The following is a 4,037-nucleotide window of genomic DNA, read 5'->3' as shown; positions in this document are numbered from 1 at the left end:
AAACATTTGATTGAAAACATAAGGAAATCTTATAATATCATTAAAAAATTAATGAAGATTTTTGCAAGTTAAAAAGCCCACAAAAAGCCCACAAAAATATAAAAAAAGACAAAAAACAGTGAACAAGATAGTGTTAAAGTTTAAGTGAAAACGTTATATTGGCGCCAATTTGAAGAGATTTAAAAATTCCTAAAAACAATTTGAAATATGGTCGGCATGGGGATCGTCTTCCTTCCTGGCATGATGACGGGGCAGATCTTAGCAGGACTCAGTCCAGTGACAGCGATACAGTACCAATTGGCTATTATGCTCGGGATACTAGGTGGTGTCGCAATGAGCGTCATCCTATTCACACAACTGGCTTACAAGACTTTCTTTGAGGATGCTCAACTCCAACCGAGACTGAAAGAGAAAAAGTGAATTTAGAAAAGCCCACATTTATTTTTTAAAAAACAACAATAGTTTTAAAAATGGTAGTCGACGAAACATCCCAAAAAGACTGGAGGAGTACTCCCTATGACCATTATACGACAACAAAGCCTATTTAGCATCGAAGAATTATACGAGCTGGAGCCTATCCAAAAATACGAAGAGATCATGGATGCCATCGATTTGGATAGAATTTTCCATGAAATCAACAAGAAGTCACGCATTGGAGCCCCGACTGAATTAAATTACGGAGCCATGATTGTGAGTGTTTTCGCGCGTTATATCGAGCGGATTCCAACAATCAAAGACCTTGTCAAACGACTGGAACGTGATCTGACATTTAAGTTGGATTGCGGATTCAAAGTGTCCGACAGCATTCCTTCTGAGGCGCCTTATAGCCCACTTCTCACCAAGCTGAGTGAAAATGCCATCCTTGAAAAGGTTCAGGAGACGATTGTCTTGAACGCCATCTCAGAAGGCTTCATCCAAGATGACACGGTGGCGATTGACACCACCCATTTTGAAGCGCGTGACAAAGTCCCAGCCAAACAGAAAAAACCAAAAGGAGAACTCAAGAAACGCGGTCGCAAAAGAAGGAAGAGCGTGAATAATGGCTAATCGAACAGGAAGAGCAGAAAGCGAACCTTCCGTTATACGAAAAGAAAATTGAAGCGCAATTGGACGAACCGCTCGACCGGCTTCGGACTGAAGTTCCACAAGATCCCAAATGGGGTATCAAGAAAAACAGTGAAGGGCAGAATGTGTTTTGGTTCGGCTATAAAGGACATTTAGCCGTGGGTGCGTCCAGCCAGTATATTCTGCAGTCTTTATTTTCTTCGGGGAGTCTGAATGACGGGAAAGTTGCCATTCCTCTATTAAAAGGGCTAGAAGAACGGCTTCCGCTCTCCAACCTGATGTATCACACGATGGATGCCGGCTATGATTTCGAAGCTATTTATAAACAGGTATATCGCATGGGCCATCGATCTGTCATTGCCTATAATAAGCGAAATGAACCAGAACCCATTGGATTTGACTGCAACTTCGCACCAACTTGTTTGAGGGAGCATTCGTATCGTTATGATAGCTTTGATACCAAGTATGAAACATTGAAATACACACGACCCAAAGAGTGTGCGGATTGTCCTCTCGCGAACGAGGGAATTTGCCAGAAGGTTTACAAAGTGAAAATCACCACGGATTTACGAAAGTACAGTGCACCAGCCCGTGGCTCAAAAGCCTGGAAGAAGCTATTCAATCGACGGACTGCCGTGGAACGAGTCAATGCTTATTTGAAAAAGTTCTTTCAGCTGAACAACGTTCGGTATCGAACAGGTAAAAGACCGAAAGTTCACTTCGACTTACTTGTACTTGTTTACAATGCTTCAAAACTCGCCGCCGATAGGATTGGCGAACGATTGAACCAAATTCAAGTTGCATGATTTCTGTTTTTTGAAATACAATCTTAAATTCTGCCCTTGTTTGTATTTTTAAAAAGAGCAATTATGAAATCGATTCTATTATTAATAATATTCAGAATTGTAACACGGAACTTCATCTTAATACAAATTAAGGGATTTTTGTTTTTTTAATTGGTTAAAACACACGTTTTCGATATTTAAAGAAAAATAAGAATAAGGTTAAAAGAATAGTAGTAGTAGTTACTAATGTAAAAATAGAATCACCAACTATTAATTCAATTAGTGTATAAGTTGAAATTACAGTAATTAAAATTAGTATAGCTGATTTTAAAACTGAGTTGATTTTTGAGGAAATACTGATACTGTTTGAAATGAACCAACCAAAGATGAAGCAAACTAAAGGTACTATAGAATAACCAATAGAAATGCTCGAAGAATATATAAGCATTGTAAAAAAGTCATCATGCTTATTAAATCTTAAAATATACTGTAGATTTAATATAAATATAAATATTAAATTATAAGTTATTAGAAAAAAAATAAATTTCTTAAGTGTTTTCACTCTTTTTTCACCTTCTTTTAGTCCAAAAACCATTTTAGTATAAGACATCTTTCTCATTCCAGTAGATTAAAGTAAAATAATTTGGTTATTGCACGCCTTCAGTTGATTGTGGATTCCGATACGCTGAATGACTACGTTAAAAATTTGAAAATGGCGGATGAGACCTTTTTTAAAAGAGAATACAAATACACTTACTTATGCAATCTGTTTGGGAGAGAACGACCAATGAAAAGAGACTGCGTGATCTGACGCCTAAAGAATAGAAGCGTATAATCAGCGAGCGACATACATCGAATAAAGCAGTGAAGTAGAACAAACATAAAAGAGTAGAGGATATCCATTCTTTTATGCTCGTTCTTGTTTTTAATCACGTTTTTCTTTTGCTTTAAAAGAGTCACTTACTAAAATGAAGATGAGGAAAATAGTTAGTATTACCGGAAATGCAAATAACCAATGTTCAATTGAGTAAATGTTAGAGTAATAAGTATCATATAGGTAGATAAGTAACCAACTGATATTTACTAATAGAATTGTTATAATAAGTAGTTTCATAACTTGTTCCTTTCTATAATTGAGGAATATATTATTTTTTTGTTATATATGCAAAATAATACACTCCATCAGCTTTACCGTTGGAGAGTTTTCTAGGCATGTTTACGTATCCAGTTCTATTAGTCTTTCTACATCCGATACCTTGATTGGCACAGTGTTCAAAATATCCGCTTTTCTTCACCATATAAGGTCTAAAGGCGATATAACCTTTTTCACCTTTTTTTAAATCAAAAGTAAATGAAGAAGTCTCAGCTTTGGCTGAAGACCATGTAATTCCCAAAGTCGCTTTTATTGCAGACTTTTCTCACTCAGTTGCTGCGCCGTAAGAGTAACTAATCGTTTTAGTGTATGTTACTCCATGACCGATACTACAGGTCGACGTAGTACATACAATATCATTTGTCACTTTAAGTGGAGAGCCCGTAAAGTTAGTTGTTTTAGTATGAATGAATTTGTCATACTGTCTGAATGAACCAAAAGGCGTTATTAAAGAGTTAGGTTCACTTAAATCTAATTTTTCCAGGTTTAATTTGTTTGTTGATTCATCATCTATCTTCGTCAAGATTGTTAATCAAAGTATTGTGTTCTTCTTCAGTTAAAACTTGAATTTCTCCTGATTCATTTTGTTCGAAAGCTATAACATATCCTTCAAATTCGAGTGAGTAAAAAGCTTTTTCATTATCAATCTGTTCAGCCCCGACCACTGATGGGCTAAATGTAATCGTTACCAAAATGAGAAGGCAAGTAACTGAATTTAATAGTTTTCCTTTCATGCTGAACCTCCTAATATAATGACAAAGCAATTATACATAGATTCAAAAAATATGTCTATGTAAAAGTTAATTCGTTAACTAGATTTTTTTGCGGTCGCAAGAGGGAGCCCTTCAAAAATTAATGATTAAACGTAATTTATATTGTTCTGTTTGCGGAAAAGAAGTAGAGGGCGATGAAGAAATTTATGCAAAGATGAAAGCCCCAGAAAAAACGGCTATGGTAGAAATTAAAGCATATTTGAAAAAAAACAGTGAAATTATTTGTCAAGATTGTTATGAAAAATAATTAATGAAATATTG

At 35.6% G+C, this 4,037-nt stretch carries 2 protein-coding genes and 2 pseudogenes; 3 read left to right on the top strand and 1 reads right to left on the bottom strand.

Annotated features, from left to right (window positions below):
• Positions 1–204: 204 nt before the first annotated feature.
• A pseudogene (locus VIG73_RS08755) lies at positions 205–420 on the top strand (ABC transporter permease); the annotation flags it as partial.
• Between the two features lie 96 nt (positions 421–516).
• Positions 517–1,871, top strand: a pseudogene (locus tag VIG73_RS08750) (IS1182 family transposase).
• A 1,638-nt stretch (positions 1,872–3,509) separates the two neighbouring features.
• Here the strand turns inward: VIG73_RS08750 and VIG73_RS08745 are convergent.
• Complete coding sequence (locus tag VIG73_RS08745; protein ID WP_331641056.1) at positions 3,510–3,737, bottom strand: hypothetical protein; 228 nt, start codon at positions 3,735–3,737, stop codon at positions 3,510–3,512.
• A gap of 121 nt (positions 3,738–3,858) precedes the next feature.
• Here VIG73_RS08745 and VIG73_RS08740 point away from each other — a divergent pair, with 121 nt between their 5' ends.
• A complete protein-coding gene (locus tag VIG73_RS08740; RefSeq protein WP_331641054.1) occupies positions 3,859–4,023 on the top strand; it encodes a Fe3+ hydroxamate ABC transporter substrate-binding protein in 165 nt (54 codons plus the stop codon).
• Positions 4,024–4,037 lie beyond the last annotated feature (14 nt).

It is taken from the genome of Cerasibacillus sp., from assembly GCF_036516575.1.
Classification (GTDB): Bacteria; Bacillota; Bacilli; order Bacillales; family Amphibacillaceae; genus Cerasibacillus.
This window is presented reverse-complemented; position numbering and strand designations above follow the sequence as displayed.

Excerpts from the sequence above, each read along its gene's own strand:
- VIG73_RS08745 (WP_331641056.1), bottom strand. The coding sequence starts at position 3,737 with ATGAAAGGAAAACTATTAAATTCAGTTACTTGCCTTCTCATTTTGGTA.
- VIG73_RS08740 (WP_331641054.1), top strand. The coding sequence starts at position 3,859 with ATGATTAAACGTAATTTATATTGTTCTGTTTGCGGAAAAGAAGTAGAG.